The sequence below is a fragment of the Ochrobactrum teleogrylli genome, assembly GCF_037482325.1.
Lineage (GTDB): Bacteria > Pseudomonadota > Alphaproteobacteria > Rhizobiales > Rhizobiaceae > Brucella > Brucella teleogrylli.
Genome location: NZ_JBBHKQ010000002.1, coordinates 727,779 through 751,667, shown reverse-complemented (window position 1 = coordinate 751,667; position 23,889 = coordinate 727,779). Strand labels below are relative to the sequence as shown.

Here is a 23,889-nt window from a genome sequence, read left to right as displayed (position 1 = left end):
GGTTTTAATGCCTTACCGGAAATAAGAACGCAAACGGTTCATCTTCTGTGAAACTGCCGATCTTCAGCAATGTCTCGTCACGCGCGCCGTCGGAAGAGGTCAACCATGATGGCTACGAGCACGACACCGCCAACGATGACGCGCTGCCAGAAGCCGGATACATTTAGCAGCACAGTTCCATTTGCCAGCACCGTGAGCAGTAGTGCTCCAAGAACTGTGCCAACGACTGAGCCCTGACCGCCGCGAAGACTAGTGCCTCCTAATATGGCTGCTGTGATTGCGCCCATGAGCCAACCTTCGCCGACAGATGGCTGACCGGCATCCATCCGGCTTGCAAAAAGGATACCAGCAAGAGCGGCAAACATGCCGGCCATCCCAAAGACGAGAAACTCGACCATCCTGGTTTTTATACCGACAAGAATGGCTGCGTCTCGGTTTCCGCCCACGGCATAGATGTTGCGGCCGAACTTTGTCTGCGTCAGCATCCAGATTAGAAGAAGACCTGCCATTATGAAAATGATCACTGGAATCGGGATTGAAAATAATTCACCCTTACCAAAATACTGAAATGTCTCGCCAAGCGGCCGTATTGGATAACCTTTGGTAATGACAAGCGTGATTCCGGCGAATATTTCCCAGGTCGCGAGTGTTACGATGAAGGGATTAAGCCGAAGGAACGCGACAAAGAATCCGTTCAAAAGTCCAAGCCCCATTCCAAAGAGCATCGTAAGAGGTATGACCGCATAGGGATGGATCCCGAGGCTTGTGAGTAAAAGAGACCCGACAATTGCCGAAAGACCTGCGGCTGCTCCAACCGACAGATCAATGCCCCCCACAAGCAGAACCAATGTCTGACCAAGCGCAACCAGCCCAACAAAAGCTGCCTGACGCGTCACGACCGAGATATTATAAGTGGTCAGAAAATTATCTGTGACAAGTGCGAGTACAGCGGTCAGTACGACAAGCGCCACGAGCACGCCGCTTGCTTCCCATTGCCAGAACCGCGTGAGAAGACCCGACGAGGATCTGGTTGTGATAGGGTCTGAAACTATTTCCTGTGCCATAATTATATCCTTAACTCATGGCGAGCTGCAGCAGAGACTCCTGCGACACTTCAGCTGCTTGTGGCGTTCCTTTGACCTTCCCGTCATGCATAACCATGATCCGGTCAGAAACCGTAATGACTTCTTCCAGCTCCGATGAGATGAAGATGATAGAAAGCCCCTGCTGCTCCGTGAAACGACGCAGTTCGGCTTGAATCTCAAACTTAGCGTTCACATCAATCCCGCGGGTAGGCTCGTCCATTATGAGAATACGTGCATTCTTCATCAGCCAACGTGCGATGATGACCTTCTGCTGGTTACCACCCGAGAGGCTAGTGATCGGATCTGAGGGGGATCCGATCTTTATGCGAAGTCTTTTCACGTAATCGCCAACCTCGCTCATCATCTCGCGATTGCGCATCGTGCCTAGAGTGCGAAAGCGATCAATGGAAGGCATCGCCATATTCTCAGCGATGCTTAGCAAAGGGAAAATTCCCTCCTGCTTCCGCTCCTCAGGCAAGTAGACAAGACCTTTATTGACCATGCCTAAGGGGTCAGCATGTGTTACGTTCTGGCCATAGACGTGCACTTCACCGCAATCGGGACGCGTTAGTCCAAAAATGCATTTCGCCAGTTCGGTACGCCCTGATCCGACGAGGCCAGATACGCCCAGGATTTCACCTTGATGCAACGTAAAACTGACGTTTGTAAATTCGCCCGATCGCGAAAGATTTTTCACTTCCAAGGCCGGAGCCGTGGCCAACGGCGGCCTGCGTACTGGCTGGGCAATTTGGGCTGCAGCACGCCCCGCCATCAAACGGACCATATCGTCTTTGGTGGCTTTCACCGGATCAAGCTCGCCTACATACCTTCCGTCACGCAAGCCCGATATGCGGTCTGATAGTTCCAGAACTTCATCGAGCCGATGTGAAACATAAAAAATGGATCCGCCAGCCTTCCGAAAATCATTTACGTATTTGAAGAGCTTTTCGGTCTCCCTCCAAGTCAAAGTGGCTGTCGGCTCGTCGAGAATTAGGATTTTTGCGGAGGTCGCTGCCGCGCGTGCAATCTGTATGAGTTGTTGATGTGCCTTGCTCACATCGCACACCTTCATGTCCGGATCGATGCCGTCATCAACTGCGTGAAGGTGTTCAGCTGCCCGCCGCCGCGTTTGTCGCCAATCAATTCCAAAACCTGACGGCCTCTTTATATGCATACCAAGCATGATGTTTTCAGCAACAGTCAGATGCGGAACGAGGTTGATCTCCTGGGGGGCGATTGTGATGCCTGCGACCTGTGCCTGACTGGGCGCGCTGAATTCAATTTGATGGCCATTACGCCAAAGCGTACCTGAACTGGGGCGTACTTTTCCTGATAACACGCTCATCAGCGTGCTTTTACCCGCACCATTTTCACCGATGATTGCATGCACCTCACCCTTTCGAATGCCAAGCGAAACATCGTATAGGGCCTGGACTACGCCGTAATTCTTTGAAAGATTGCGCGCTTCGAATACATAATCAGACATGATGAAATGTCTCCGTGGCTTCAGCGGGCGCATACGTCTGCGCCCGGCTAGGCATTTCTACTTGCAATCGTCTTTTGTGATGAAACGCGAACCCGTGTCGTGGGCCATTGGATAAGTGTGGTTCTGGTTCATGGCGACGAGATAACGTACCGACCAGTAACCCATATCCCACTGCCGTTGGGCCTTAAGTGCGGTAATCGTACCATCACAGACCGCATCTACAGCTTCTGGAAGGTCGTCCATGCCGACGATTGCCACTTTCCCTTGTTTATCGGCGTTTTTAACCGCACGGGCGGCTCCGATAGGATTGGACGCGTTTGAACCAAAGATCGCGGCGAGGTCGGGGTGGGCCTGGAGTGCGTTCTCTGTCAGCGAAACTGCTTCTTCCAGAACGTCGTTATCCGGCTGCTCGAATACAATTTGCATGTCCGGGTGTTTTTCGAGCGCTTTCTTAAATCCTTTGATCCGCTGAATATGATCTGTTGCCGTCAGGCTACCCGACAAAATCCCAACTTTGCCTTTGCCGCCGAGATGTTTGGCCAGAAATTCTCCCAGATCATAGCCGTCCTGTTCACTGTCCTTAGGACCGACAAACGGAAACTGGTCATTGCAAAATGAGTTGAATGTTATGACATTCACACCCGCATCTCTGGCCTCATTTAACATTTGTGTGTTGGTGGCCTGGTCAAGACACGCCACTGCTATTCCGTCAGGATGACGACCTATATTTGTCTCGATGCGCTGATTTTGATCAGTGACATCCGCCTGAGGGGGCTGGTCCCAGATTACCTTGACTTTAATGCCCTGTTTGCCGAGCTCTTCAGCGGCAAATTTCGAGCCATCTGCGACGACGTCATACCAGGGATGAATGACTTTTGGAATGAAGACAAACGTCAGTTCCTTGTCGACCGGTTTGATCAGATCTGCTTGGTTTTGTGCCGAAACGGCCCCGGTCAATGCTGTCAAAAATATGGATGTGATGAGAGTTTTCGTAACAATTGACATGGTTGCCTCCTCCGCTCCCGTGCTTGCTTTCAATATGGATTATGAGACGTGATCAAACAGCCCAGCGTGCAGCTGGTTTTCGCTCGGCACGAACTGGGGCCTGAAGCATGAAGTCCCAGGTCTGCTCAAATGACTGAATACCTGCCTGCGAACCAAGGCCGGTTGCGACAAGCCCTGCCGCCGCCTGAGCGAACCGCACGGATGTTTCAGGATCATAGCCCTTGATCAGGGCGGTTGCGAAACCTGCGTCGAATGCGTCACCACATCCGCACGTGCATACGACATCCACCTCAAATGCGGGGATTAAGAATTTGGTACCATCGGAATGATGGTAGTAAGCGCCCACGCCACCAAGTGTGAGCACACAGCATCCCACGCCTTTATCTAGGAAGAACTGCGCGATCTCCTCAATGTTGCGCAATCCCGATAGTCCTTCCGCTTCTTCGATAGATGGAATGAAATAGTCTACATAGGGCATCAGCGGCTCCACGAGCGGTAAAAACTCTGGAGTGCCTGCCAAAAGATCGTGTGTCGTGACGCAACCTCGCGCTTTGGCGGCTTTCAAAAACTCGACACTTCGAGGGCCATCCATACGGTTCATCAGGCCAGTGCCGCCCAGATGTACAATTTTGGCATCAAGTACTTGGTCAAGCATGTTGTCGCTAATGATGAAATCACCCGTCGCACCTTTCATATGCATCGCCGGTCGCGCACCATCTGAGCGGGTGGTGACAATCGTGGTCGACGTTCGCGAATGTTCCAGGATTTGCATAGCACTGGTGTCCACACCGTGACGGTCAAGTTCTTGGAGGACCCATTTGCCCATGTGATCGGGCCCGACTGCTCCTACGGCAAGCGTTTTGAGGCCGAGTTTCGCAGCATCGATCGCGCAACTCCCAGCCGTTCCCGATACTGCGAGAGCTATTTCTTCAACAAACGATACTCCTCCTCCAGCAGGAAGCTTGTCGATCGGATAACCAAGACAGTCGAATGTGTAAAAGCCAACAGATGCATAATCGTAGCGCATTGATCCTCCCAGATAACGCAAGCGCACATTTAGTTAAACTAGACACATTTTGTGCACCGCATTTCGAACATGTCAATAGAGATTTAGACAAATGTTCTGCGAATTAGACTAGGAGTATGAGCATAATGGCGGATGCAATATGCATGAGGCTGACATAGCCCAATAATGAGCCTATTGCAAAGTGCACAATAATATATTTCAATAGATATATGTGCAACTATGTGGAATAGGTCGGAATGAGAGCTGCAGTATTACGGGCACCCAATGAACTGGCTTGCGAAAGCATTCCAGAGCCGCAATTGACCCACGGGGACCTTCTGATAAAGGTTAAGGCCGCTACCGTATGCGGTACAGATATTCGTATCTTTCGAGGCAAAAAAACTGCTGGTGTACGTTATCCATCGGTCCTAGGGCATGAGTTTGCAGGCGAGGTCGTCGATAACGGCGGTAATAAAAGTTTCTCGTGTGGCGAAGCGGTGGGTGTGTGCCCCGCAATACCTTGTGGTCATTGCGATAATTGCAAACGCGGGTTTGAGAATATATGCACCAATTTGATCGCGATCGGTTACGAAATTGACGGTGCTTTTGCAGAGTATATTCGAATACCAGCACGCGCTGTCGAAAGTGGTAATGTATTTCACCTACCGTCTGGATTGACCTGGGAAAAGGCATCCCTCATTGAGCCTTTCTCCTGTGTAATGAACGGCCAGGAAAAAATCAAAGTTGGTCTCGGTGATTTTGTTGTCATCCTCGGCGCGGGACCAATAGGTCTTATGCATGTCAAGCTTGCAAGATACGCCGGTGCCTATCGCATTCTTGTCAGCGAGCCGAATTCGGCTCGTCGGGCGGCTGCTCTATTGGCTGGTGCCGATATGGTTGTCGATCCCACTTCGGAAAATCTGCCGGAGCGCGTGAAGCACGAAACAAATGGCCAGGGCGCCGATAAGGTGATTGTAGCAATTGGCGTGCCGCGCCTTGCAAACGATGCACTGCAACTCGTGCGAAAGAGAGGATTTGTCAGCCTTTTTGCGGGCTTTTCCGTCTCGGAAACAGCGACCATGGACGTGAATGCAATTCACTATGGTGAGATCCAGGTAACGGGTTCATTCGGGCTGACACGTCTTCAGTTCGAACGTTCTTTAAATCTAATAGCACAAGGTCATATCGAACTTGATTCCCTTATTACTCACAGGTTCGCACTCGATAGAATAGACACAGCCTTGATCACCGCGGAAAGTGGCGAGGCGATTAAAGTGGTTGTGGCAAATGACTGAGAGCCGCAAATCCGCGTCTGGTGAACGCGACCCTAGATTCGCCTCACTATCCGATAGCTATTCTGTGGTGATCATAGGCGGTGGCATTAACGGTTGTGGGTTGTTTCGCGACCTTTGCGAGCAAAATATCGATTGCCTCCTTATAGATAAGAATGATTTCTGTTCAGGCGCGAGTGCTGCACCATCGCGCCTTATTCATGGTGGCATAAAATACCTTGAAACCGGAGAGTTCCGGCTGGTGCGTCAATCTGCCTTTGAACGCAATCTACTTCTTCAGAACGCACCGCATTATGTCAAACCAATCGAAACCCTGCTTCCGGTCTACTCAAAGTTTGGTGGAATTGTATCGTCTTTCAAACGTTTTTTGGGGTTGAAGTCACGATTGACAGACCGGGGGGCAATAATAATAGCGATAGGACTGCATTTATACGACTTCCTGGGGCGCCGCTTCAAATCGATGCCCAGACACCAAATGCTTTCAAAAAAAGCCGCGCTGTCAAAATTCCCCTTGCTCACGAGTCAGATCCGGTCGCTCGGTGTCTATCACGAAGCAAAGATCAGCCACGCTGAGCGACTTGGCCTGGAATTGATTGTCGACGGTCTAAAGGCAAACGCCATGGCCAAAGCGATGAATTATGTTGAGATCGAAGACGCAGGCGAACAAGGGATTACAATTAGTAGTGCGCTTAAGAATGATCGAAAGACAATAAGGGCCGGAATAATTGTTAATGCGGGCGGCGCATGGATCGATAAAATCAACAAATCCCTTGGCCTGAGTACACAATTTATCGGGGGTAACAAAGGGTCTCATCTTATCGTAAAAAACCAGGCGCTTTACGAAGCGCTGCAGGGGCGAATGGTCTATTACGGTTCGGCTGACGGAAGGGTTAACTTGCTCTATCCCTTCATGGGCAACGTTCTCATTGGGTCGACTGACATTCCACAGCGTGACGTTGAAAGCGCGACTTGCAGTCAGTCTGAAATAGATTACATGATCGAAACCACGCGCGAGGTGTTCCCCACTATTCCTATCAGCCCTCACGAGGTTATGTTGACCTATTGTGGTGTGCGTCCACTACCCGCAAGTGACGCATCTGATCCCGGAGACGTAAGCCGGGATCACTCAATCGCTATCCGCAAATTGCCCGGAACGAATATCGACGTTATGTCGCTTATTGGCGGCAAGTGGACAACATTCCGTGGATTCTCTCAGGAAGTAGCCGATCTTATTCTGGCTCGGATGGGTAAGCCTCGCATAAGGGACACAGCCGATCTTAAAATAGGCGGCGGTGCAAATTTTCCTCCCGATCAGAAAGCGCGTATTGATTACATCGAAAAGCTGACAACAAAAAGCGCGCTGTTATCCAATCGTGTAAGCGTCCTCTTTGAGCGATATGGCACAAAATGCGAGCAGTACATTGAAAATCTGAGTGGCGGCGAAGAGCTTCTGTCGAGCTGCCCCTCCTACAGCGTGGAGGAACTGCGATGGATTGCACAAAATGAGCACGTAATCCGATTGAGTGACGTTTTGTTCAGACGCACTGAGATTGTGCTTTCTGGGTCACTGACTGAAGACGTAGTTGAAGAAACAGCTCAAATAATCGCTTTGATCTTGGGTTGGGATGAATACAAAACAGGTTTAGAGAAAGGGGACGTGAGGTCAACGGCGGCCAGGAATTCCATTAGCTTACGCCAAATTGACGCCGCAACTTACTGCTAGGTCTCGGGCGTAAAAACTCTCCAAAGCGAGCGGCTTACGCTCCGGTGTCAGCTACGATTCTTGACTGGCAATCTGTGAATCGTTGTAAGGATCTTCAGCGGAAACAAGCGCGGCGATTTAATTTCATGCCGAGACCTGCGATATCCGAACTGATAGGTAATTCGCCGCGTACTGGATGTGAAGCCTACAGTCTTTTTGGACAGAGAATTTCAGCGGAAGCCTGGGGTTGCAAAGCTGAAAATTCGTTCTCCCACTATGTTGCGGGGGGGCGAGACGACTGAGGGTCGTGGGCGGCCAACAACGTTCTTAGCGGGGTATAAAGCCATTGACCAGCCGTTCTCAAACTCATTGCGTCCCACGGCGACTGGCGTTTCAATGGATATTGAAATTGCAAGCTGTGTGTTATGCGAAATGAATTATCGTGGAACGGGCAGAGCGTTCTTTTGCTCCGCTACAATTCGTTGTTTAACGCCCTGTTGCATGATGTAGTAACAACAGCTTCGTTGCGTATGCGTAAGCGCAGACGGTTTTGACGCCGCCTGCTTTCGTGGCCTAACTTATCAGCGAGCAAGTCCCAGCGAACCGGGGTTCATTAATCCGCTTGGGTCGAGCGCCTTCTTGATATCCTGAGTAAGAGACCAGGTTCCGGGCGTGAGGATCGATTCAAACGGATAGTCCCGCGCAATCTGCCAACTGACGCCGCCAAGACTGGCATAGAGCTCTTGTGTGCCCTGACGCAATTCAACCACAGCATTGCGGGTGACCGGATTGGCGGCATTGTTGAGCCATGGCTTGACAACGTCCAGGCCAACGCTTTTTGCATGAAGAGGCGTAATCTCGTCGTTCCAATAGAAGGCCGGTTCGATGAAGAATTCATTGCCGACCGTCATGCTCATGACCGAATAGACAATGCCGTATTTTTCCATGAACGCCTTCCTTTCCTGAAAATAGGCGTCATTGGCCGCAACCACTTTCTGAGCGTCGCTCAGCGGGAAGACTGCGTGGATTGGAACCCAACGCTCGCCATTGAGACCAAGCATACCGCGCACTGGCGAGAAGGGTTTGGAACGCATGACTTTGGGCACAGTGTTTTCTATTTCGGCGCCGTGCTTATTTCCGATTAGGCGCAATGTCTCGATATTGCTCTTTAATTGTTCGGTGGAATTTGCTTCCGTAACGATATGAAGCGTGAAATTGTGCGCTTTGAGGAAAGCCGTACCCCCAGCCGCGACACTCGCCGCGTCTTTCAGGCCTTGCAGCATTGATTTGCCAGCCTTCGCCACATTGCCCAGTGTTTTCAGGCCATCGGAGATGCGATTGACACTGGCCGAATGATTGGCTTTGTTGCGGTCGATCCCAAAACCTTCGGAGACAAGACGCGTACGCGCCATTTCCACCTGCGCCGCCGCCATCGCCGCCATGCTGACGAAGCCGAATGAAAGGAAGCCAGTTTCGGAAGGCTTGGGTGTTAAGCGCAGCGTCGCCGCGACCTTGACACCAAAGGCGCCGTTATCACCAAGGAACATGCCGGTCAGATCCGGTCCGCCGTAACGGGTGAAGGGTTTTGCACCCTGGCGTCCACCAGAGCCGGTGGTGACAATGCGGCCGTCAGCAAGCACAACCGTCACGCCGATCACAGAGTCCGCGACAGTACCGTTCAGCGCCGAACCAAAAAACGCGCTATTTTGTGAAAGCGCGCCGCCAATAGTGGCGTTGACGCCGGAAAGCGGTCCCCAATAACCGGTCCGAAGACCGGTGCCCTGAAGTGCGGTGTTGAGTTTATCCCAGGTGCAGCCCGCTTCAACGGTTACATATAGGTCCTCCACATTGACCTCGATCACACGATCCATCTTGCGTGTGTCGATGACAATGGAATCGGCGCGATCGGGCAGATAGCCTTTGGTGTAAGACATGCCGCCGCCGCGTGGTACGACCGCCAGGCCCTGATCGGTGGCCAGCTTCACGGCCTTCGCAAGCTCTTCGCGCGATTCCGGCAGGACAACTGCGAGAGGCGGAAGACCAGGTTGCCAGAATATGTCATTGGCGTAGTAGTCCCGGGTCGCCGTGTCCGCCAGCACCCGGTCATCGCCGAGATCGCGCTGAAGAATATCGATGGCCATGAGGTCATCTGTCCGCATGTGGGATGTCAATGTCACTAGGTCTCTCCTCCCTGTGGCTGAAAATATCATGCCCAAGTCAATAAGGCTTGTGGCTGGGCGGAGCCGCTGCTTCGGCTGCGACGTCTCGCTCTAATTGGAAAAGGAAGCATTGTTCATCGGGTATGTCAACGAACAACTTGAATATCATCTGACGACACGTTATGGATAGAGCGCCCTGCCGATGGGGATTATACGCGGCCGTGGAACGACTGACACAATGGGCTGCGTCAACATAGGGTGAGCATCAGACGAATGACCGATAAAAGCACAACCATACAGAACGTTCGCGCTGTGACCCGCGCCTTGGCGATTCTGAATTCTTTCGCTGGCAAAAACCTCCAGTCTCTCGCAGAGGTCACGCAGGAGACCGGGCTTGATAAGGGAACGACGCGGCGTCTGCTGCTGACACTGATGGATAGTGGTTTCATCGCGCAGGATCCCGCCACCCAACATTATCGGCTGGGCCGTGCGGTGCGCGATCTTGCCGCCAACGTTGCCGACGATCTTGATCTCAAGGCGATTGCTCTGCCGGTCTTGACAGAGCTCGCGGCCGATTTGCACATCACAGCGTTCATATCAGTCTATGATGAAGGTGACACGGTCTGCCTCGATCGTATTCACGACATGAAGGGCATCGAAGTTCATTGGTGGGCGATTGGCGGCACGCTACCGTATAATTGCGGTGGCGCGCCAAAACTGTTGCTTGCCTATCAATCGGCACAGGAAATCACGCGGCTTCTCAAGCGCCCGATGACGGCGATGACGCCGAAGAGCGTCATGGATGTGACAGAGTTTCGCGATCAACTGGAAAGAATTCGTCGTCGCGGCTGGGAATGCGCGGTTGACGATGTGGCGTTGGGCCTGACTGCGCTTGCAGTTCCAGTGCTCGACCGCAGCGGTGAGGTTGTCTGCTGCATCAGCATGGCAGGATTGACGCCACAGATGATCAACCGTGGGCGGCCAGTTCACCTCGCTCGTCTTCAGGCGGCCGCCGAGCAGATTGAGCGGCGTTTGAGGCAGTAGTCTCGCGATTCAGGCATGGGTTGTTTCACCGGATAATACGGCGTGAAAAGTGTCATACTATGAAATGCGTTTTACATGTTGACAGACTTGTGCATCTGGCCCTAACGTAGATGTCGAGGAGAACAGGGAGATTGAAGCGCCTTTGATGGATGGCCATCAAAAGCTCTGGTTTGAGAATTACCTCTTCGTACATCGTTCGGGGAACATGCAGATTTCGCAGCGGTACTGCTTGTGCCGCATGCATGGGACCAATGACTACTTTGCAACCGGCGGTCTGTAGCGGACCGTTGCGGAAGGCGATGGTGTGTGGATGGTGGTTCGACATGCGTTTCTGTCGACCATAGCAGGTTCTTCTTCCCGTTTTAAGATAATCAGTTTCCTTTGATCCTGGGGAGGATGTTCTGAATGGAAAAGCTGACTGCAACGCCGCGTTCGATCCGTAAATCTCTAACGGCGATATCCGCAACTATTGCAATTCTCGCCGCAACAACCAGTGGTTTTGCGGCGCCTGCTGCTGGTGAATACTCGATAGGCTTCGTGACCGAAAGCACCGGTCCGCTTGCGGCTGCGGGTGTTTCCTATGAGCGCGGCGCCCAATACGCGATTGACGAGATCAATAAAAAGAACTGGGTCGGCGAAGGCGTGACGCTCAAGCTGTCCGAAAAGGAAAGCGGTTCGGATGCCGCACGCGCCGTTCAGGCGCTGACACAGTTTGCTGCTGATCGTAATATTCTGGCTGTTACGTGTTGCATCCTGTCACCTGTTGCTGGTGCTTTGCGTCCTGTTGCGACCAATCAGAAAATACCGCTGGTTCTTTATGGCGCCACAATGCCTGGACTTCCACAACCGCCCTTCGTAACATCGATTGTTGCTCTTCCAGGGCCACAGGAAGTCAAGATGACAAAGCTGATTGCCGAAAAGCTGAAGCCGAAGTCGGTCGCCTATTTCGTCAATGCCGATAATGAAGGTTTTCAGGGGCGTTTCAAGGCCGCCCAGCAGGTGATGGAAGAGGCGGGCGTGAAAACGGCCGGTGTCGTCAGTATCCTTTCAGCGGATACCGATTTCACTGCGCCCGCCACCCAGGCCATGGGTATGAATCCAGACCTGATCATGGTCTGGACGACCCAGACGCCCGCCGCCGGTATCATAGCTGCGCTCCGCAACCGGGGATATGAAGGCACGGTTACGGCGTCGGATGTGATTTCACCGGCGCCGGTGTTCAAGAAGATCGGTGAGCCGCTGGCGGGGGTGCCGTTTCCAATCGCCTTTGCTCCGGAAATCTCAGACAGTCCAGAAGCCAAGACCTTCATCGCTGGTTACCAGGACAAGTTTAAGGAATTGCCGGATACCTACGCCGCGCAGGGCTACACAGCCACCTATTATATCGCGCAGGGGTTGAAGTCGCTGGATGGAAAGCCCACGCGTCAGGACCTTGCGAATGCTTTGTCCAAAATCACCAGTATCGAGCCGAATATCTATGGCGGCCTGCCAATGGTGAACGGTCAGGCGAGTGTTGAGAATTCGATGATCGCAGCCTGGAGCAAGGACGGCAAGGTCGTCACCTGGGAGCAAAAATAACATGCAGCTTTTCATCGAGCAGTTGATCAATGGAGTGGCGTTGGGGTCGCTCTATGCTCTCTTCGGAATCGGCTTCGGTCTGGTGTTCGCCACTTTGGGTATTCTCAACGCGGCCCACGGGACTTATGCAAGCTGGGCGGCGATTGCCGCTTATTACGTCATGGACAAGTTCGGGGCGCCGTTTCCGATCGCGATACTCGCAGGGATTATAGGGGGCGGGCTATTGTCCGTTCTGGTGGATCAGATCGGTTTCCAGCCATTGCGCGCCCGCAAAGCGGGCATGCTTGGTGCGTTGATCACCAGTATCGCATTCTGGATCATCCTCGACAGTCTTGCAGGCTTTGCGACAGGACAGCAAAGCCTTGCATTTCCCGCATCAAGCTATCCGAGCAAGATGCTGGCGCTTGGTCCGCTGCGCATTCCACAGATGCAAGTCATTATCATTGCAGCCCTCCTGATTTGTACGGTCGGCATCTATCTGCTGATCCAAAAGACCAGACTTGGCGCGGCCATGCGCGCCGTTGGCTGGAATGACGTCGCCGCTTCCCTCGGTGGGGTCAACTCGCGCATGGTCATCCTACTCACGGCTTTTCTTGCCGGCGCCACATCCGGTCTCGCCGGGGTGCTTGCAGGCGTTGCGACGTCGAACGTCTCCTTTACCCTCGGCGAGGGCTTGATGCTCAAGGGTTTCGCAGCAGTCGTCGTCGGCGGATATGACGATGTTCGAGGCACAGCGATCGTGGGCATTATGCTGGGCATAATCGAAGTGTTCGTCGCACAATATGTATCAACCGCTTTCCGGGATGGCTTCACCTATATTCTGCTTCTGGCGTTTCTCATCGCCCGCCCGCGCGGCCTATTCGGCAGCCTCAACTTCACACGAGCATGATCATGGAAACACTTCTCGATCTGTGGGCGGCGTACGGCAGTACGTTTATGTTCGCCATCGTTAATTCCTTTTTCGCGCTAAGCACCTATGCCGTTCTGTCGACCGGTGTGCTCAGTTTCACGACTGTGGTGTTCGCAGCCGTTGGAGGATTCATCGCCGCCCAGGCGGTCACACATCTCGATATCTCGATCTATCTGGCGTTTCCGCTGGCGGCGGTCGGTGGCGGTGTTGCTTCCGCCCTCGTGGCGCTCGCCTTCCTGAAGCTGGAAAGCCATTGGATGGCGCTTGCCAGTCTTGCGCTCGTGTTGATTACACGCGTCACCGCGCTCAACACGCCGACTCTGACCGGTGGCGTCAATGGTCTGGTTGTGCCGATGACGGTATCGCCGCTGGATCTTAGCATCGTGCTTGCGATTGTTGCTTTCGTCTTCTACCGCCTTTATAAATCCTGGTATGGTCTGGCCTCTCGCGCCGTGCGTGAAGATGCAGCTGTCGCCTCGACCATGGGTATCAGCCCATACAAGATACAGTTCATCGCCTTCATCATCAGCGGCATCGTCGGTGGCGTCGGCGGTGCGGCTTTGGCCTTCACGCTGCAGTTCATATCGCCGGAAACCTATTTCATTGGGATTGCTTTCACGATGATCGCATCGACGGTGCTTGGCGGATCATTCCATTGGCTTGGTCCGATCATCGGAGCGATTGTATTCACTGTGCTGCCTGTGACCATGCAGATGATCGTCCCGGCGATAGAGGATGTCGCAAAAGGTGTCGTGCTGCTTCTCATCATGATCTTCGTGCCGCGTGGCCTGATCGATCCTCGAGCAGTAGGGCTGCGTCGCGCCGCCAGAAAGCGGCAGAAGACGGAGGAGGGTGCAGCAAATGTCTGAACTGGTATCGATCACACCGATCCTTGAATTCAAGAATGTCATCAAACGTTTCGGCGGCGTGTCAGCCGTGGATGGTTTGTCAGCCCATATGCGCAAGGGCAGTGTTCACGGATTGATTGGACCGAACGGCGCGGGCAAGACCACGTTGATTAATCTGATCACCGGTCTGTACCATCCGACCGAGGGGGAAATCCATTTCGAGGGCAAAGCGCTCCAGAATATGGCGCCGCAGAAGATCGCAGAGCTCGGCATCAGCAGAACCTACCAGAATGTGCGGTTGTTCAGTGGAATGACTGCGCTGGAACAGGTTATGACCGGTTGTTATCTCTCTCGCGAGGTCAGCCTGTTCTCCTCCTTCCTAGGGTTGCCTTGGGCGCGCACTGCTTGGAAGCGCACCCGCGATCATGCGATGCACCTGTTGAAGCGCGTCGCGATGGATCATCGCGCTAACGAACTGGCTGAAACGTTATCCTATGGAGAACAGCGACGTATCGAGATTGCACGCGCGCTCGGTTCCAGCCCAAGGCTGTTGTTGCTGGATGAACCGACGGCCGGGATGAACCATTCCGAAGCCAACGCGATTGGCCGCCTCTGTCATGAACTGCGTGACAGCGGCCTCACAATCATTATGGTCGAGCATAATATGGGGCTGGTCACCGAATTTTGTAACAGGTGCACGGTCGTCAACTTTGGTCGATTGCTCGCTGAAGGTGATCCAAAGAGTTGTATCGCCAATCCCGATGTTCAAGAAGCTTATTTCGGACGTAAGAACGATGCTGAACGTATCCAAGCTCTCCGCTAGTTATGGCGCCATTCAGGCGGTCCGCTCAATCGACCTGGAAGTGAAGGCAGGTTCCTTCTCGGTATTACTGGGCGCGAATGGCGCGGGTAAATCCACCACGTTGCGCAGTATAGCGGGGCTTCACCGACCAGTTACGGGGTCGGTCAAACTTGGCAATAAGGAAATCTCGAAATTGCCGGTCCATAACGTCGTGCGTTCCGGTCTAGCCTTCGTGCCCGAAGGCCGCATGGTGGTGGCCCCCCTGACCGTCGAGGAAAACCTGGAGCTTTCCCGTTTCGCCGGGCGAACTGACGAAGCGGACCTGACGGACCGCATCTATGACCTATTTCCGCGCCTGAAGGAACGCCGCAAGCAGCGAGCGGGACTGATGAGCGGTGGCGAACAACAAATGTTGGCTATTGGTCGGGCATTGATGACGAAGCCCGAGGTTCTCGTGCTGGACGAACCCTCCATGGGCCTTGCGCCCGCAATTGTCGATCTTGTTTTTGAGTCGATCGTCAAACTGCACAAACAGGGGCAGTCGATTCTTCTCGTTGAGCAGAACGCCGCCATTGCGCTTTCAGTCTGTGATTACGGTTATGTTATGAAGCGTGGTAATATCGTGGTGCAAGGCGCACCCGACGAGCTGAAGCAAAATCCGGAAGTTCTGGAGGCTTATCTTTCTTAAAAACGTTACCGGTGGTGGTGTCAGCGCGCGCGTTGGCGGTGTCGCTCGGATGCCGGCAGATAAATGCTGTATGCTCATTAGAGCGGTTCCGGTTAACACGGGATCGGAGAACCGCTCTATCCATTTGTTTTTATTTGCATTATCCTACACAAAATCGCTGCACACTTTTGCTGGAAATCTTCTAGAGCTCGCGGCGGAAATAATCCTCATAAATTTGGTAGGTCTGTTCAGCAAGATCCACATCGGGATCTGGCCACCAGACGGTGGTCGGCGTGAGGCGAGTTTCGACGCCTGGAACATTTAGCTTTTCGGAATCGGCGACGCCGTTCACCAGCATGTCATTGGGCCCGGCGCAGATAAGCGCGGGGCGCTTCAAGAGCGGAAGACGGCTCGCCGTATCGTATTTGAAAGCAGAACGATAGGCCTGATCATAAGTCCAGCCGCTTTCCAGAATGCCGATTGCATAAAGATGAAGTTGTTCCGATGAAGGAACGCCAAGCTGGCGCGCGGTGTTTCGCTCCACCCTGTACCAGGGCCAGTACATAAACATGTCCCGTCGCCAGTTCCATACGAGCGAAATATGCATGCCCCACTTGTCTGCAATTATCTTGGGAAAATAATTATCGAGCAGGTCCGACTGGAAGTCTGGCGAGATGAACACTGGACCTTCCAACACCGCTCGGCCCACCAGATCTGGAAACAACACCGCCAGTTCAATGCCCACCAGTGAACCAGTATGCGAACCCCATATGTCGACATCCTCAAAACCGAGCGCCTCAATCACCGCAGCTGCATCGCGGGCGAGCATCTCGATTGTCACATCGCGGTCAAGCCGCTCGGATAGGCCATTGCCGAAATAGTCGATGGAAAAGGCTTGCCGGTTTCTGGACAAGCGTTGAACGACGGTTGAGAACTGTTGTGACGAGCCGCCTCCGGTCGGTATGACGAGGATCGGTCTTCCGCTGCTCCCTGCGCGGCGCAGATGCACCCGCCCGCGTGACGTTTCAACATAATCGCACCAGAGCACATTTCCGGGACGCGGCTGTGTTCTGGGAAGCGTGGTATCGTTTGCGACGAGCGGAATATCTGCTAACGCCGCTGGAAGGTCTGCTACGAGCGGCGCGTTAACCAGGTCGCCTGGCGATGTGATGTTGATAGTTCCCTCAATCAACAGACGCCAAAGCACCGCATAGCTGGCGGGCGCCACAGCTGCTGCAACAAAACCTGCATCAAGTTCGGCAGGGGTTGGTAATGGTTCACCATTGGTCGCAGGCTGGGTCGGGTCGGAGGGAATGAGCAGATGACAATCGCGCATATGATGCCAGAGCGCGGTCAGATGCGTTCCGTCCTGCCTTGGTTCCATTGGCGGTGGCTGGAGGCTGCGCTGCGCCCATGCCTGTGCGCGGTCGAGGCCGATAGCAATTGTAGCGGCTGGCTTTCGCCCGAGTCTTGCGGGAAGCGTGGGCAAAAGAGCGGCGGCCAGGTCCATGGCGGCAAGGGCATAGGAAGGATAGTCGAGGGCGGTGATCCCCTGCGCCAATGTGTGGCCCAACCCATCCATATCGGAAACAGGTAGAGAGGCTGAGCCACCAATTCCCGGCAATTCGAACACCGTCACGCGATAGTGCTGCAACGCGGCATGGAGCCTTTCCGCCAGTGGCTCCGCGCCGATGGTTTGACCGGCCAGGACAATCAGATCGGATCCGCTGCCAAGCTGCCACAACCGCAATTGTCCGGTGTCCAGCGTGATATAGTGCGGTTTTGCGGCTGTCCTGTCCGTCATTCCACGTCCTTCCGATTATGAAGCCGATGCATAGCCCTATCAGGCCGCACGCCAGGTCGCGGTCGGTTGATTGTTTAGATATTTCAGTTGCTGCTCCTCGATTTCCTTGAAGCCGATGAAATCGATGAAGGGGTCGTGGGCTTCAACAGCGCGCGGCAGGTTGCGGGACGACTTGTCTCGGGCAAGCCGGGTGAGATTTTCCTGAAGGGCCTTGGCAGCGCTCATCAGAGGCACAAGTGCGAAGGTCGCCATGCCGGCAACGCTTTCAACTTCGTCCGGCGACAGGTCCTTTTCCAGCCAGCCGAGCATTTGTAGCGAAAGCGGCACTCCGGCAGCCTGACGCATGGCGCGAAGGCCTTCGATTGAACGGAAGCATTTGCTGATCGGCTGAATCATGTCCGCCCCAGCTGCGACATAGGTCTTGGCGCGGATCATCGCTTCTTCTTCCGTCGCCGCATCCGTGCGAGCGATGATGACGAGATCGGGATTTGTGCGGGCTGCGACGGCTGCCTTGATTTTGCCAACGGCCTCGTCGATCGGAACGATCTCGACACCGCCCACGCAGATCGGGCATCGCTTTGGTGAAACCTGATCTTCCATGATGACAGCGGCGACGCCAACGGATTCAAATTCGCGAATGGTCCGCATGGCGTTGATCGCGTTACCGTAAGCCGTGTCGATATCGGCGATGACCGGCGCCTTGACGGTGTTGACGACGTTTTTAACGACGGCAAGGTTTTCTGACATCGTGTAAAGTTCCGCATCCGGCATGCCGAGGAAGGAAGCAGAAACGCCGAAACCGCTGGTCATGACGGCGTCGAAACCGGCTTTTTCGATATAGCGTGCGGACATGGCGTCATATGCGCCTGCCGCCCAGACGGTTTTCTGATTGATGAGACGTTCACGGAATTCGCGCTTGCTGAGGGTCATGAAACTATCCTTTCAAATTGTGGCGACGGGGCGCTTGAGGTATGGAACAAGGCCGCCTGCATCGAGCATTTCGCGGTCCGCATAGGAAAGTGGCTCGATGGGCAATGACGTGTTCTTGGTCAAATTTCGGACTTCATTGGCTTCCCAGTCGACTTCGACTTCGTCCCAACGATCCACCAGCCCAAGAATGCCGGGGCAGCTGGCCTGCGGAAAGCCCATGCTGATCTCGCCGCGCCAATAGCCCGGCGAAAAGGATTCCGCGATAACCCCGGTAATGCCGAGATGGCGCATCGCGCGCATGGGTGGGTAATGGGGATGGCCGTAACCGAAGTTGTTATTTCCAACCAGAAGATCGCCCGGCCTAACCTGGTTGTGAAAGTTGGGGTCATATGATTGCATGGCCGCCTTCGCCAGTTCATCAATGTCGGTGATCTTGATGTTCTTGACGCCGACGATCTGGTCGACATCGAAATTAATCTCATCAAAGATGAATGCAACGCGCCCGCGAAGGTTCTTGAGTGTCATGTTTATGCCTCATAGATATTTGCGGGGATCAGCGATCGCGCCCTCAATAGCTGAGGCGGCGACGGTTGCGGCATTGCAGAGATAGATTTCAGAATCGGGGCTCCCCATGCGACCGCGCACATTGAGCGTGCCGGTGGAGACCGCGCGCTGGTTTGCCGTCATGGTCGCGATGCGTCCGAAACAATAGTCGCAGCTTGGCGATGAAACGAAGGCGCCAGCTTCTGCGAGGATCGACAATAGTCCCTCACGACCGGCCTCCGCCATGATTTCCTGACTGGTCGGCACCACGTTGAGCTGAAAACCGGGCTTGACCTGCCGGCCCGTGAGCACCTTGGCGGCCACGCGCAGATCTTCCAGACGGCCCGACGCGCACGAACCGAGATAGCCGGTATTGATCTCGATGCCGAGATATTCCGAGAGGTTACGCGAATTGGCCGGTGTCGGTGGAATAACCACCAGTGGTTCGAGATTGGTCAAGTCAATGTCGTAGACTGCCGAATATTCGGCGTCATCGTCGCTATAAACGGGCTCGATTTTTTTCCTTGCGCGCGCAAGCGCGTATTCAAGACGTTCCCGATCCGGATTGACGATGGCGGTCACCGCGCCAGTGAACATCGCAAGGCCGGTGATGGTCTGCAGACCCTCGGTCGACAACTGCGATAGCGCCGGACCGCCGATCTCCAACACCTGGAACCGGCAGGAAGATGGCCCCATTTCCCGCACAAGATGGTGAAAGACATCCCTGGCCATGACGCCCTTGTTCAATGTGCCGCGCAGATTGACGCGCACGGTCTGGGGCACCTTGATCGAAATACGCTCACGTACAAAGGCTTCGAGCAGATTTCGGCGTATGCCCATCGCCAGCGTACCAAAGGTGCCGAGCTGGCTGATATGGCCGTCAAAATGCACGACGAACGCGCCCGGAACCGCATAGCCAACTTCGGCTGCGACCTGATGGCCGATGCCTTTGCGTTCATAGAGCGCGACGTTGTTTTCGGCGCACCACTGGCGTGTGCCGATATGCAACTCCTCCTCTTTGGGCGATGTCGCCGGCACCATATGGTCGATGAAAATGGCGTAACGGTCCGGTTCGGCAACGCGGTCGATGCCGAAATCTTCTTTCATCTGCTTGAAATATACATCCGTATAGCCGGGGAAGTCATAAGCGATGACGTAGTCGGGCTTGGCCATGACTTCGTCACCTGCTTTCACATGATCCTTACCCGACACACGGGCGAGAATTTTCTCTGCGATCGTGTAGCCCACGTCACATCTCCTTCAGGTCTCTTGATCTGGTGCTCGTCGCGCGTCAGTTGGCGCGCAACCGGGCGTTAGCGCTGCACAAGGCCGCGCTTTTTCTTCAAATTGTCGCGTCGCGCTTGCCGAAATCGCTTTCGATTTTGGGAGCGACAGCTATCCGGCGTTTGCAAACCTCATGGAAGGCGATGCCGTCACTGCAGCCGGCTCGAAGCGAAAGCCGTCGCCGTCTCTCAACACGTAACCACCATGCGGCGGGCCAAAATGCATGGGAAGCAGAAGGGCGTTTCTGTCGGCGCAATAGTTCAGGAGTTTGCGACGGGTATCGCGCGCCGCTTCCTTGTCTTCGCAAAAACAGGAATTTAGCTCAGGTGCGTAGATTTGAATCGGTTGGTGGATGCAATCCCCCGAAATCACAAAAGCGCCCTCGGCTGATTCATATTTCAGGATCAACTGCGTGACCGTGTGGCCGGGGGCCAACTCGACGCGTAGACCGGGCAGAATTTCTTCACCGTCTTCGATCAGTTCCATCTGACCAGCTTCTGCAACCGGTGTTACACTGTCGGCAATGACCTGGATGTTTTCTGGAAACAACTCCGGTCCCTTGCCGGAGGTCCAGTGATTATATTCGGCCTTGCCAAAGATATAGCGCGCGTTGGGGAAAGTTGGCGTCCATCCGCCATCCTCCAGCTTCGTATTCCATCCCGCATGATCAACGTGCAAATGTGTGCAGAAGACGATGTCGACATCTTCCGGGCGCACACCTTCCTTTCCCAGATTATCGATGAAGGGCAGGTCTAGCATGTGGAAGCGCTGGAACAGCGGCAGCGCGCGTGTCTTTCCATTGCCAGAACATGTGTCAACCAGAATGATCTTGCCATCAATGCGCAGTAACCACGAATGGATACTGGACATGACCCGGTCTTCGCTGGCGTCGTAGAAGTTCGGTTGCGCCAGAATCGGGTGTCGCTTGAATATTTCCGCATCGAAACCCGGTAGCAGCCATGACGGCCTGAAGCCTTTTTCCAGCACTTCCTCTATCCGCGTCACCGATGCATTACCGATAGTGAACGTGGTCACATCGCACCTCCTCGCCTGGTTTCCTCCCCGGCTGCATCTAGCGATAACACTCTGTTCCCGCTTTGCCAAGCAGCAAAATGCATGTCATTCTATGACACATCGATGGAATGGCGCTTCAACCTATGATGCAGGACATGGCCCTGGTGGTGTCATACAGTGATTTCGTGTTTTGACTGTTGACACGAATTTCATGGCGTGCATTTTATGGATGAACGTACCGAGCGGGCCGTCTTGCACGGTTCTTTGGAGAGAGGAGGCTCCCTTGGTTTTTCCCTGGAAAAAACGTTTCGCGCAGCAATACGAGCTATTGTTCGGGTCTCGTCTTGTGCCCTGCTATCGGGGGCGACCGGAAACCATTGACGATATGTTCAGGGCCGCCGTTACGCGCGCGTCCTCCGCGGAGGCTGTCGTCGATGGCGACAGGCGGGTTTCTTATCGTGAGCTGGAAAGCCTGGTGGCAAAAGCTGCGGCTGGTCTCGTCGAGCGCGGCGTGGCGAAGGGTGATCGCATCGCCATTCTTCTTGGCAACCGAACGGAATTCATTGTGGCGCTGCTGGCGATTGGTCGTGTTGGCGCCGTCTCGGTGCCAATCGGCACGCGGGAAGCTGCGCCTAACATTGCTTTTATCATCGGCAATTGTCAGGCGCGGGGCGTGATCTTCGAGGCTGATCTGGCTGATCGCATACCGGAAAGAAATCAGAATGGGAGCCTGCAGCTCTTCATCGCAACCGGTACTGATATCGCAGATGTGGAGAGTTTTGACGACCTGTGCGCGGGGGATAGGCGGCTTGATGAAGTCGCCAGCCCAACTTCGGAGGAAGATGCCGCTGTCATTCTTTACACGTCGGGGACGACCGGTCAGCCAAAGGGCGCGATCCTCTCGCATGTTAATATCATACATTCCTCCATGCATTTTCAGGAATGCTGGGAGTTTGAAGACGGTGAACGGTCGATCCTGGCCGTACCTGCGTCCCACGTGACCGGCCTTGTGGCGATCATCACCAGCATGATCAATGTCGCAGGATGCATCGTCATGATGCGTAGCTTTGATGTACAGGGGTATCTTTCGCTGGCCGCGCGAGAGCGAATGACGACCACGGTTCTTGTGCCAGCCATGTACAATCTCATTCTTCTGCGTGGCAACTTCTTGGGGCTGGACCTATCGGCCTGGCGGATTGGTGGTTTTGGCGGCGCTCCGATGCCGGAAGCGAGCATTGAAGCCATGGCGGAACGGCTCCCCGCACTCCATCTTTTGAACGCCTATGGCTCGACGGAGTGCGCAACGATTATCAGCGTGGTTCCGATCGGACACACACGCAAATGTCTGGATTCTGTAGGTGCGGGCGTTCCGTGTGGCGACCTGCGGATCGTCGGTGACGATGGCAAGGAAGCCGCGCCTGGGGAAACTGGAGAAGTGTGGGTGCGTGGTCCGATGACCATTAATGGTTATTGGGAGCGTGAGGAGGCAACCAGGACATCCTTCGTGGATGGCTATTGGCGCTCGGGTGACATCGGATCTATCGATGTGGAGGGTTTCCTTCGGCTTTTTGACCGGAAGAATGACGTCATTAATCGCGGGGGCTACAAGATTTATAGTGTCGAAGTGGAAAACGTTCTTGCCCGTCATCCGGGCATCGTTGAAGCAGCCGCTGTGTCGCATCCCGATAAGGTGTTGGGCGAGAAACTCCATGTCTTTGTGCAGCGTGATGCGCAGGACATCGACGAAGAGGGCATTCGCAATTATTGCCGCACAATGTTGGCGGACTACAAAGTGCCGGATTTCGTGACGTTTCTGTCAGACGGGTTACCTCGAAATCCCAACGGCAAAGTCTTGAAGCGGGCGCTTCGCGACAGGATTCCACCGCTCTGATCGGCTCGGTGACGTGTTCCATTTAACCGGAGATTTGTGAAGTGCAGTCAAGGAATGATTTCGGCTTCTCGCTTGTCGGCAAACGAGCGCTGGTCACCGGCGCGTCGAGCGGCATTGGTCGACATATCGCGCTGATGCTTGCATCGGCGGGCGCTGATGTCGTGGTGGCCGCGAGGCGCCGTGATCGTCTGGATACGGTGAAGAGCGAGATTGAAGTACTCGGCAGGCGAGCGCTTGGGGTTGAACTGGATGTAACCGACCGGGACAGCGTTGAGAAAGGGATTGAGACAGCGGAAACCGAATTGGGCGATCTCGATATTCTGATCAACAATGCCGGTATTGCTGAAACAGCGCCTTTCCTTGAAATGACGGAAGAGGCCTGGAGCAATATTGTCGAGACGAACCTTACTGGGGTCTGGCGCGTGGCGCAGGTCGTGGCGCGTCGCATGGCGGCCCGCAAGAGTGGCGCGATTATCAATATTTCCTCCGCGCTCGGTCTCGCCGTGCAGAAGAACCAGGCAAACTACGCGTCTGCAAAGGCGGCTGTGAACCAACTGACCCGCGTGATGGCGTTGGAACTGGGACGCGTAAACGTGCGTGTTAACGCCATTGCGCCGGGTTATTTCCGGACGGAGATAAACGGTGACTTTTTCGCAAGCCAGCAAGGGCGGGCCTATATCGAAAAGCTTTTTCCGCGACGGCTCGGCGCGCTTTGTGAGATGGATGGGCCGATCCTGCTTCTCGCCTCCGATGCTGGAAGCTTCATCACCGGTACGGTGGTGCCCGTCGAAGGCGGCGCTCTTTTAAAGAGCCTTTGAACCAACAGCAGTTTCAGGAGT

General features: G+C 54.3%; 20 protein-coding genes. 10 read left to right on the top strand and 10 right to left on the bottom strand.

The features are described 5' to 3' along the window. Positions 1 to 77: 77 nt before the first annotated feature. From WIX40_RS21025 to WIX40_RS21010, 4 genes are all read right to left on the bottom strand, one after another. Positions 78 to 971: an ABC transporter permease gene (locus tag WIX40_RS21025; protein WP_339441941.1), complete on the bottom strand. Its 894-nt coding sequence runs from the start codon at positions 969 to 971 to the stop codon at positions 78 to 80. Positions 972 to 1,074: 103 nt separating this feature from the next. After that, positions 1,075 to 2,571: a sugar ABC transporter ATP-binding protein gene (locus tag WIX40_RS21020; RefSeq protein ID WP_339441939.1), complete on the bottom strand. Its 1,497-nt coding sequence runs from the start codon at positions 2,569 to 2,571 to the stop codon at positions 1,075 to 1,077. Positions 2,572 to 2,628: 57 nt separating this feature from the next. Further along, the gene (locus WIX40_RS21015; RefSeq protein ID WP_339441938.1) at positions 2,629 to 3,576 is read right to left on the bottom strand and encodes a substrate-binding domain-containing protein; all 948 of its coding nucleotides are present in this window, start codon (positions 3,574 to 3,576) and stop codon (positions 2,629 to 2,631) included. 52 nt (positions 3,577 to 3,628) lie between these two features. After that, positions 3,629 to 4,603: a carbohydrate kinase family protein gene (locus tag WIX40_RS21010; RefSeq protein WP_339441937.1), complete on the bottom strand. Its 975-nt coding sequence runs from the start codon at positions 4,601 to 4,603 to the stop codon at positions 3,629 to 3,631. A gap of 236 nt (positions 4,604 to 4,839) precedes the next feature. Here WIX40_RS21010 and WIX40_RS21005 point away from each other — a divergent pair, with 236 nt between their 5' ends. Together WIX40_RS21005 and WIX40_RS21000 are read left to right on the top strand one after the other, a co-directional pair. After that, positions 4,840 to 5,877, top strand: coding sequence for an alcohol dehydrogenase catalytic domain-containing protein (locus WIX40_RS21005; RefSeq protein ID WP_339441936.1), 1,038 nt, complete (start codon positions 4,840 to 4,842; stop codon positions 5,875 to 5,877). Beyond that, positions 5,870 to 7,597 (top strand): glycerol-3-phosphate dehydrogenase/oxidase, encoded by a 1,728-nt coding sequence (locus WIX40_RS21000; protein ID WP_339441935.1) that lies wholly within the window; start codon positions 5,870 to 5,872, stop codon positions 7,595 to 7,597. Before WIX40_RS21005 ends, WIX40_RS21000 begins: the two co-directional genes overlap by 8 nt. A gap of 560 nt (positions 7,598 to 8,157) precedes the next feature. Here the strand turns inward: WIX40_RS21000 and WIX40_RS20995 are convergent. Next, positions 8,158 to 9,753 (bottom strand): FAD-binding oxidoreductase, encoded by a 1,596-nt coding sequence (locus WIX40_RS20995; RefSeq protein ID WP_339441934.1) that lies wholly within the window; start codon positions 9,751 to 9,753, stop codon positions 8,158 to 8,160. Between the two features lie 255 nt (positions 9,754 to 10,008). Between WIX40_RS20995 and WIX40_RS20990 the strand changes: the two genes are divergently transcribed. From WIX40_RS20990 to WIX40_RS20965, 6 genes are all read left to right on the top strand, one after another. Continuing rightward, on the top strand, positions 10,009 to 10,779 hold the full coding sequence (locus WIX40_RS20990) for an IclR family transcriptional regulator (protein WP_339441932.1): 771 nt from the start codon (positions 10,009 to 10,011) through the stop codon (positions 10,777 to 10,779). A 405-nt stretch (positions 10,780 to 11,184) separates the two neighbouring features. Next, positions 11,185 to 12,357 (top strand): ABC transporter substrate-binding protein, encoded by a 1,173-nt coding sequence (locus WIX40_RS20985; RefSeq protein ID WP_339441931.1) that lies wholly within the window; start codon positions 11,185 to 11,187, stop codon positions 12,355 to 12,357. A gap of 1 nt (position 12,358) precedes the next feature. Continuing rightward, entirely contained in the window at positions 12,359 to 13,246 is an 888-nt protein-coding gene (locus WIX40_RS20980; protein ID WP_339441929.1) for a branched-chain amino acid ABC transporter permease, read from the top strand. 2 nt (positions 13,247 to 13,248) lie between these two features. After that, positions 13,249 to 14,136: a branched-chain amino acid ABC transporter permease gene (locus WIX40_RS20975; protein ID WP_339441928.1), complete on the top strand. Its 888-nt coding sequence runs from the start codon at positions 13,249 to 13,251 to the stop codon at positions 14,134 to 14,136. Continuing rightward, positions 14,129 to 14,938 carry an ABC transporter ATP-binding protein gene (locus tag WIX40_RS20970; protein WP_339441926.1) on the top strand — a complete coding sequence of 270 codons (810 nt, stop codon included), beginning with the start codon at positions 14,129 to 14,131 and terminating at the stop codon, positions 14,936 to 14,938. Before WIX40_RS20975 ends, WIX40_RS20970 begins: the two co-directional genes overlap by 8 nt. Next, a complete protein-coding gene (locus tag WIX40_RS20965) occupies positions 14,910 to 15,605 on the top strand; it encodes an ABC transporter ATP-binding protein (RefSeq protein WP_339441924.1) in 696 nt (231 codons plus the stop codon). Before WIX40_RS20970 ends, WIX40_RS20965 begins: the two co-directional genes overlap by 29 nt. Before the next feature lie 181 nt (positions 15,606 to 15,786). Here WIX40_RS20965 and WIX40_RS20960 read toward each other — a convergent pair whose 3' ends face one another. The 5 genes from WIX40_RS20960 to WIX40_RS20940 form a co-directional block, all read right to left on the bottom strand. Continuing rightward, on the bottom strand, positions 15,787 to 17,388 hold the full coding sequence (locus WIX40_RS20960) for an alpha/beta hydrolase (protein WP_339441923.1): 1,602 nt from the start codon (positions 17,386 to 17,388) through the stop codon (positions 15,787 to 15,789). Positions 17,389 to 17,427: 39 nt separating this feature from the next. Beyond that, positions 17,428 to 18,318 (bottom strand): isocitrate lyase/PEP mutase family protein, encoded by an 891-nt coding sequence (locus tag WIX40_RS20955; RefSeq protein ID WP_339441921.1) that lies wholly within the window; start codon positions 18,316 to 18,318, stop codon positions 17,428 to 17,430. A gap of 12 nt (positions 18,319 to 18,330) precedes the next feature. Next, complete coding sequence (locus tag WIX40_RS20950) at positions 18,331 to 18,843, bottom strand: 3-isopropylmalate dehydratase small subunit (RefSeq protein WP_339441919.1); 513 nt, start codon at positions 18,841 to 18,843, stop codon at positions 18,331 to 18,333. Positions 18,844 to 18,852: 9 nt separating this feature from the next. Next, complete coding sequence (locus tag WIX40_RS20945) at positions 18,853 to 20,109, bottom strand: 3-isopropylmalate dehydratase large subunit (RefSeq protein WP_339441918.1); 1,257 nt, start codon at positions 20,107 to 20,109, stop codon at positions 18,853 to 18,855. Positions 20,110 to 20,256: 147 nt separating this feature from the next. After that, entirely contained in the window at positions 20,257 to 21,132 is an 876-nt protein-coding gene (locus tag WIX40_RS20940; protein WP_339441917.1) for an MBL fold metallo-hydrolase, read from the bottom strand. A gap of 217 nt (positions 21,133 to 21,349) precedes the next feature. Between WIX40_RS20940 and WIX40_RS20935 the strand changes: the two genes are divergently transcribed. Then, the gene (locus WIX40_RS20935; protein ID WP_339441915.1) at positions 21,350 to 23,050 is read left to right on the top strand and encodes a class I adenylate-forming enzyme family protein; all 1,701 of its coding nucleotides are present in this window, start codon (positions 21,350 to 21,352) and stop codon (positions 23,048 to 23,050) included. A 41-nt stretch (positions 23,051 to 23,091) separates the two neighbouring features. Continuing rightward, positions 23,092 to 23,868: an SDR family NAD(P)-dependent oxidoreductase gene (locus tag WIX40_RS20930; RefSeq protein ID WP_339441913.1), complete on the top strand. Its 777-nt coding sequence runs from the start codon at positions 23,092 to 23,094 to the stop codon at positions 23,866 to 23,868. Positions 23,869 to 23,889 lie beyond the last annotated feature (21 nt).

Coding starts and splice junctions, on each gene's coding strand:
- WIX40_RS20980 (WP_339441929.1), top strand. CDS start 12,359: ATGCAGCTTTTCATCGAGCAGTTGATCAATGGAGTGGCGTTGGGGTCG.
- WIX40_RS21015 (WP_339441938.1), bottom strand. CDS start 3,576: ATGTCAATTGTTACGAAAACTCTCATCACATCCATATTTTTGACAGCA.
- WIX40_RS20990 (WP_339441932.1), top strand. CDS start 10,009: ATGACCGATAAAAGCACAACCATACAGAACGTTCGCGCTGTGACCCGC.
- WIX40_RS20985 (WP_339441931.1), top strand. CDS start 11,185: ATGGAAAAGCTGACTGCAACGCCGCGTTCGATCCGTAAATCTCTAACG.
- WIX40_RS20965 (WP_339441924.1), top strand. CDS start 14,910: ATGCTGAACGTATCCAAGCTCTCCGCTAGTTATGGCGCCATTCAGGCG.
- WIX40_RS21000 (WP_339441935.1), top strand. CDS start 5,870: ATGACTGAGAGCCGCAAATCCGCGTCTGGTGAACGCGACCCTAGATTC.
- WIX40_RS20955 (WP_339441921.1), bottom strand. CDS start 18,318: ATGACCCTCAGCAAGCGCGAATTCCGTGAACGTCTCATCAATCAGAAA.
- WIX40_RS20975 (WP_339441928.1), top strand. CDS start 13,249: ATGGAAACACTTCTCGATCTGTGGGCGGCGTACGGCAGTACGTTTATG.
- WIX40_RS21005 (WP_339441936.1), top strand. CDS start 4,840: ATGAGAGCTGCAGTATTACGGGCACCCAATGAACTGGCTTGCGAAAGC.
- WIX40_RS21010 (WP_339441937.1), bottom strand. CDS start 4,603: ATGCGCTACGATTATGCATCTGTTGGCTTTTACACATTCGACTGTCTT.
- WIX40_RS20960 (WP_339441923.1), bottom strand. CDS start 17,388: ATGACGGACAGGACAGCCGCAAAACCGCACTATATCACGCTGGACACC.
- WIX40_RS21020 (WP_339441939.1), bottom strand. CDS start 2,571: ATGTCTGATTATGTATTCGAAGCGCGCAATCTTTCAAAGAATTACGGC.
- WIX40_RS20950 (WP_339441919.1), bottom strand. CDS start 18,843: ATGACACTCAAGAACCTTCGCGGGCGCGTTGCATTCATCTTTGATGAG.
- WIX40_RS20970 (WP_339441926.1), top strand. CDS start 14,129: ATGTCTGAACTGGTATCGATCACACCGATCCTTGAATTCAAGAATGTC.